At 53.2% G+C, this 6,745-nt stretch carries 6 protein-coding genes; all 6 read right to left on the minus strand.

Going from position 1 to position 6,745, the window contains the following annotated elements:
- Positions 1-44 precede the first annotated feature (44 nt).
- A complete protein-coding gene (locus tag ACVBEF_RS19860; RefSeq protein WP_447125645.1) occupies positions 45-1,070 on the minus strand; it encodes an amidohydrolase family protein in 1,026 nt (341 codons plus the stop codon).
- A gap of 58 nt (positions 1,071-1,128) precedes the next feature.
- Positions 1,129-2,022: a TauD/TfdA dioxygenase family protein gene (locus ACVBEF_RS19865; protein WP_447125646.1), complete on the minus strand. Its 894-nt coding sequence runs from the start codon at positions 2,020-2,022 to the stop codon at positions 1,129-1,131.
- A gap of 223 nt (positions 2,023-2,245) precedes the next feature.
- The gene (locus tag ACVBEF_RS19870; RefSeq protein WP_447125647.1) at positions 2,246-3,211 is read right to left on the minus strand and encodes a cupin domain-containing protein; all 966 of its coding nucleotides are present in this window, start codon (positions 3,209-3,211) and stop codon (positions 2,246-2,248) included.
- Between the two features lie 221 nt (positions 3,212-3,432).
- Positions 3,433-4,287 carry a helix-turn-helix domain-containing protein gene (locus ACVBEF_RS19875; RefSeq protein WP_447125648.1) on the minus strand — a complete coding sequence of 285 codons (855 nt, stop codon included), beginning with the start codon at positions 4,285-4,287 and terminating at the stop codon, positions 3,433-3,435.
- Between the two features lie 27 nt (positions 4,288-4,314).
- Positions 4,315-5,850 carry a tripartite tricarboxylate transporter permease gene (locus ACVBEF_RS19880; protein WP_447125649.1) on the minus strand — a complete coding sequence of 512 codons (1,536 nt, stop codon included), beginning with the start codon at positions 5,848-5,850 and terminating at the stop codon, positions 4,315-4,317.
- 3 nt (positions 5,851-5,853) lie between these two features.
- Positions 5,854-6,318 (minus strand): tripartite tricarboxylate transporter TctB family protein, encoded by a 465-nt coding sequence (locus ACVBEF_RS19885; RefSeq protein WP_447125650.1) that lies wholly within the window; start codon positions 6,316-6,318, stop codon positions 5,854-5,856.
- Positions 6,319-6,745: the final 427 nt, after the last annotated feature.

A 6,745-nucleotide genomic window follows, 5' to 3' on the forward strand; every position in this document is an offset into this window, starting at 1 on the left:
GTATCTGGCATTGCGTCTCCTCCACCATCAAACTTATTGCGTCATCACAAACGATAAAAATCAGCCGCCGTATCGTGAAACAAAGCCGCTTTTTCTGCGGCAGATGCGCCGGAGGCCATGCGTTTGTAGGCGTTCCACAGTACTGGATAGCTGCACATACCTTTATCAACTGGCGCGTTGCTCTCAAACATGCAACGCTGCGCGCCAAAGCTTTCAATGCAGGCGTCGATATACGGACGCCAGGCGTTGGCAAGCTCGCCCGATGACGGCGGTAGTGGCTCGGTATGAAACGTAAAACCGGTGATCGCCATGGCCAGACCACCCAGTTTGACGCGCACATTGGGGCACGTCGCTAAAGTCTTGATCGACACCAGCCAATGCATGAACACTTCATCGCGCTTGCCAGCATACGGGCCAACGCCAAGTGGGCCACCAACGTGATTGAGCACAATCGGTGTATCCGGAAACGCGCGTGCTAAGGCAGTCAGCTCATCGATTTGGGTGTGATACAACCACGCGTCAAACGTCAGATTGAACGCAGTTAAACGGGCGAACCCGGCACGGAACGCAGGCTCGGCCAGCAGCCGATGTTGCGGTGGCGGCAATAAGCTGGCAGAAAACGCATCATGCCGTGCCGAGATATGCCGGATACCGCGAAACCGACCCAGCCCGGCGTCAATATGGGCCTGCAAAACGTCATCTACTTTGTCGCCCAGCATCAAATCGGCAGTGCTGACGATACCTGCGCAGACACGGGTGTTAGCATCGCGGCGGGCGCATTCTTCGGCGACTGAGGCGACAAATTCGGTTTCACCCACCGAGCGCAATTCTTCCGGTCCGCTGCTGCGATAGCCATAGCCGCACTGGACGAAAACGGTGGCAACAACGTTGTGACCGGAGTTGGCGTCGGCCAGCATTTCATCGAGAAAATAACCGCCGCCGCGCTCCCACAAATGGTGATGCGGATCGACGATCGCTAAATCCGGCTCGAGGATTTTTTCTTGCAAACGGCCTAACCAGGCAGGATTAAGTTCGACGTGTTTAAAGACCGGAACGGGGGTGCTGGACATGGGATGGACCTTTGAAAATGGTGAGTACTGACGAGGCTGCAAATAACTAGTCAAATAACTAAGCAGCCACCACCGGCGCATCACCAACAATCGTCGTGCGGTGCATGACACGGCGTTCATCGGCATCGAACTTGGTGACCTGATGCATGGTGCAGCGGTTATCCCACAGCACGACATCGTCGGTTTCCCAGCGGTGTGAATACACAAACTGCGGCTGACCGGCAAAGGCCGTGAGTTCGGCAATCAGGCTGCGCCCGGCACCCGGCGGCATGCCTTCGACCTGCTCGTTGTAGATTGGGCTGATGTAGAGCGACTTGCGACCGCTACCCGGATGACGCCGAACCAGCGGCTGCCACACCGGCGGCATCGCGGCACGTTCTTCGGCGGTTAGCGGACGCAGGGAATTCTGTTTTTGCAGAAATTCAAAATCATGCAACACCTTGCGGCCTTCACATTCGCGCTTCAAGGCTTCGGGCAAGGCTTCGTACACGGCATACATATTGGTAAATTGCGTCTCACCACCCGTGCGACTGACTTCAATTCCATGCAGCAGCGAGCCGGTGCAAGGAATGGCGCGATAGCTGCTATCGGTATGCCAGAACTGCGCCAGCGACACCTGCCGCGAAGTCGGATGATCGAGCGGCATCAAGACACCATTTTCATCGACGTTAGAGACCCGAAAAATTTCCGGTACCCGCTTAGAACGAATAATGTCCTGATGAAATATCTCCGGCTCACCAAAATTACGCGTAAATTCGACATGCTCAAGATCGGTAATATGCTGCTGGGGAAACACCAACACCAAATGCTGCATCCAGATCTCATGCAACTCCTGCTTAGTCTGCGCATCAAGCGGCATGCGCATATCGATACCCAACACTTCAGCACCAAGCACAGGACTCAGAGGACGGACGGTCAGACGGGAAGGCGTAGTTGTTGCGTGAGTCGACATGAAAATATCTCTCTAAAAAAAAGTAAATGTACTTAAGGGTGACCACAAAGCGGAACCAAAAAAAGGGTGAGCGCAAAGCGGAACCCGTAAAAAACCAGTAATGAATACCCTCGGACTTCGGACCGACGCACAGCCGTCCTGGCAAGGCGTGCCGCCGCAGACAGTACGCAAGTACGGCAAGGCGAGTACAACGCCGCCAGGGCGGTTGTGCGTCGGTCCGAAGTTAATCTGCAAACGCAAATCCCATTGCCCGGGTGTAGTAGTAAATACCGCCATCCTGAATAATCAAAAACATGGCGCGCTTGTTCCCCTCGTTATGATGCGAATGCACCGACACCGCTGGCGTAACAGTCGTCGCCCACTGCGACCAATCCTTACGCTTACCATCGACAATCGAATAACACCCCTCACCCTGAATAATCAAGGCCATCGCCATCGCATTGTGCCGATGCGGACGCTGTGCCTCACCCGCTGGCAGCGAGTTCATGGCAACGGTGAGCGTCGGTAAGACATTGCGAATCGCCTCTTGCGAGGTAGAAGAAAAAATCAAGGCCGAGCCGGGAATATCTTTGCCGCGTCCGACTGCGTAGAGCAAATCGATCTGACGGGTAATTTCATCGGCCGGATAGTGCACCACGCAAGTTGGTGCAGTTCCCAGCGAAGGCGCACGCAGATGCTCGAAAGCAAGTTGCGGCTCGTTGGTGACGATCCATAAAATCGCATCGACATCATTGGCCCGATAGGTATGCACACCACCGCCCGGTAACACAAACACGTCGCCAGCACCCCAAACGATATGCTCTGCATCGCAATCGGTGCTGCCGGTGCCGGTGATGACATAGACGATGATGCCACTGGCGATAAACTCGGTACGCAAGGTTTCGCCCGCCTTGATCTTGGCGTAACGCGCCAACGACAAGGGCGTAGTGGCCGCACTCGCGCTTTCTAACTGCGCCGAGACGTCGCAAGCAATCAGACTGGTCGGGGTATCGGGATGGAAAGCTTGCGCTGGCTCATCGATAAAACTCTGATCGGGAACGGCAGGCAACTTGACGTCGAAAGCGTTGCCGGTATTGAAATAGCGCGCTGAGGCTTGCGCCGGGGTCTTCGGGTTGGCCGCTAGCTGCGGGGGTAAATCTGCAATTGTCCGTGGACGCTTTGCATTGATTGCGTTGGTTGCATTAGTCATGATGGTCTCCATGAAATCTTTGCCGTCTGGCGTTCCCTATTTGGCGCGCCTGAAACGATCTTGTTATTACCGGTAAGTATTAAATTATTTACTGATTAAATTTTTATATACTGATCAGTATAATTTAACCGAATATGATGCCAAGGGCAAGCAACAAATTTTCTTTGGATACCTGTCAGGCGATCTGGCGAACAACGCCGCCAGAGCCATTTTGCATCAGTCTACGCAGCGTGCGGCGGCGGTATAGCCTGCCCATACATCATCAGCATGTGGCAATTTTTAAATAACACCGTCGGTGTCATGCCGTATAGCTGACGCACTGAGTGACTGAAATGCGTAGAGTCCGGGTAGCCGGTGTTGAGCGCCAGATACACCAGATTGCTTGAGTCCATCAAGCGATACAGCAGGCTGCGTCCACGCTTCCAGGAGCGAAAAGTGCGGAAAGGCACGCCGACGGTATCCCGAAATACATGCAGAAAACGTGACACAGATAGTCCGGCTTCAAGCGCACACTCTTTAGCTGATACCAAACCGCAAGGGTTATCTTTGATCCGCTCTACCAGCCGTGCAATCCGGGCTTCCACAGCAGGCGCAGGCAATAACAACTGGCCGAAAACAAACATATCGAAGTCTTCGGTCTGAGGATCGATGATGTCGCCGAAGCTATTAATTTTTGCGTACACATTGCGCACTTTTCGGATCAACTGCTGATCGTCTGCCTTGCCTGAACCGGCTTTCAGATATGCAGGAAGATGTTGGCTATCCACGGTTTCCGGCTCGATATGAATCACCGCAACCAGACGGTTATCGCATTCGATCCGGTGCGGTATATACGGCTGTATCACGGCCAGATCGGTGCTGACCCATTCGCCGCCATCGATGCTGATACGGATCGGCTCCGCCAAAGACACAAAGACCACGATGCTGCCCATGATGCGGGTAGTGCGCTGGCCGATCAGACCGGCATAAAAAACCCGGTCTGAATTGATCCAGATATGACGCAAACGGGAAACACGCTCACTGTGCGGCCCCGATTTTTTAATTGTGTCGACGGCCAATTGCGACTGCTTTGTCATTGGAGTACTCCCGCAAAAATGCACGAATTAACTAGCTGAAATAACTGGCAGCAGTTTTGCTGCATTTCTACGTTGTAAGACGGCGCGTCCGGCAAAAAACAATTGCGTCAGTATCACCACGCTACAGACCCCGATAAATCCGGCGCTGATTGGCCTATCCAGAAACACCATCATGTCGCCGCGTGAAAGCAATAATGCACGGCGGAAATTTTCCTCAATCATGGGTCCCAGCACATACCCCAGCAGGATTGGCGAAACGGGAAAATCGAGTGCCACGAAGACTGCACCGATCAAACCAAACACCAACACTTCACCAACGCCAAACAAATTATTATTAGTGCTGTAGACCCCGACTGCGATAAAAAACAAGGCCGCCGGGAACAGATAGCGATACGGTACTTGCAGCAGTTTGACCCAGACCCCGATGAGCGGAATGTTCAATACCAGCAGCAATACATTACCGATCCAGAAGCTGGCGATCAGGCCCCAGAAAAGGTCGGCATGTTCAGTAATAAGTTGCGGTCCGGGCTGAATGCCCTGTATCAGCAAAGCCCCCAAAATCAAGGCCATCACCGCATCGCCGGGAATCCCCAGACTCATGGTCGGAATAAAATCAACCTGCGTTTTGGAATGCGACGCCGCTTCAGGGCTGGCCACGCCCTCAATCGCACCGTGGCCGAAACGCTCTGGCGTCTTGGAGATTTTGCGCTCGAACGCATACGCAATAAAGGTCGTGATGGTAGGGCCGGTGCCTGGCATGGCGCCAAACAAGGTCCCAATCAAGGTGCCGCGCACCATCGGAAAAAATGACTGCTTGAGCTCAGCCTTGCTAGGACGCATATCGCGGATACGCATTTTGACGCCGCTGCCCACTGCCTCCATCCGGTTGACGCTACGCAAAAATTCCGTCACCCCGAACAAGCCCAGCGCCAGTGCGACCAATTCAACCTTATCGGACAGCTCGATCAAGCCAAAGGTAAAGCGTGCCGTGCCGGTATTGACGTCAGTGCCGACCAGTCCGATTAACAAACCCACGATGGTCATCGCCACGCCCTTCAGCGGCGACCCTTTGGACATGGTTCCGCCACACAGCAAGCCGAGCAGCATGATCGAGAATATTTCGGTCGGTCCAAATTTAAACGCCACACTCACTAGCAACGGTGAAGCAAAAATCATCACCACTATCCCAAACGAGGCCGCAAAGAACGACGCAATCATCGTAATCCCGAGTGCGGTACCGCCCTTGCCTTGCTTGGTCAATGGATAGCCATCCAGACAAGTCACCGCATGTGGCGGATGGCAAGGCAGATTGAGCAAAATAGCGCCGATCGCTCCACCGTACTGGGAGCCATAAAAAATACCGGCAAGCATCAGAATGGCTGGAATCGGGTGCAAAGAATACGTCAACGGCAGCAACATCGAGATCGCTGAGAGTGCACCCATGCCGGGCAATACGCCGATCAAATTGCCAATTAATACACCGACAAACGACCACATTAAATTGTGCGGTTGCAAGGCAACGCCGAAGCCTGCCCACAGATCCATCAAAGATTGTCCGATCATGGCTTAGCCCCACTGAAACAAAGGAAACTGCAATTTCAGGGCCCACCAGAATACGACGATACAGACTGCGACCATTGCCAGCGACAATTTCAATGCGCTCTTGAATGTGTTTTTACGATCGCCCAGCGCGGAGATGAAGACGATGGCGAAGGTTGCCGGTAGCAGCCCGCCGTAGGTTCCGAGTATGACGAAAGCGACGATCGAGAAGCTGATGCAAAGCCAGCCGCGCCATTCGGGGGCAAGGTATTTTTCTTCTGCTTTAGGGATGGCGTTTTTTGCGCCGATTGCAATTGCTGCGCCGATGAGCACTAGCAGAATGCCTAGTGCTACGGGGAAGAATCCGGGGCCCATTCTGCTGAGAGTGCCGATTTTGTAGGTTTGGCCTTGAAGTGCGGCGCCCAGACCTAACACGATCATTAGTCCTCCGCCGTAATAATCTTTATTGTATTTATTGATGAAATTGCGCACTGTCACCCTCCTGTTGCTTGATGGAATTATTTTTATGTGTGTAGTGCTATTTGTTGCACCTGTTGTTGCACTTGAATTTTCGTTATTTTCAAGATTTCGTATTTATATCCTACTATTCGGTATAGTAATTTACTTTTAAGTAAAATTTTGTATTTAGAGGGTGGATTTGTTGCGTTTTGGGGTGTGGGGGTGGTTCGATTATTGGTTGATGACATGGTTTGTGCTCCGTGGGGGCTGGTTCGTTTGGTTGTTATTGAAACGGTTTGTGCTCCGTGGATGCTAGCCGGGGGCGGCCCGGCAGCCGGTCACTTTCTTTTGCTCGCCAAAAGAAAGTAACCAAAGAAAAGGCGACCGCAGGTACCGCCGCCGCTGCGCGGTTCCCACATTTTTCAGCCGCCAGCCGGGTCTGATGACCAACTCGCCTTCG

It is taken from the genome of Glaciimonas sp. GG7, assembly GCF_052976905.1.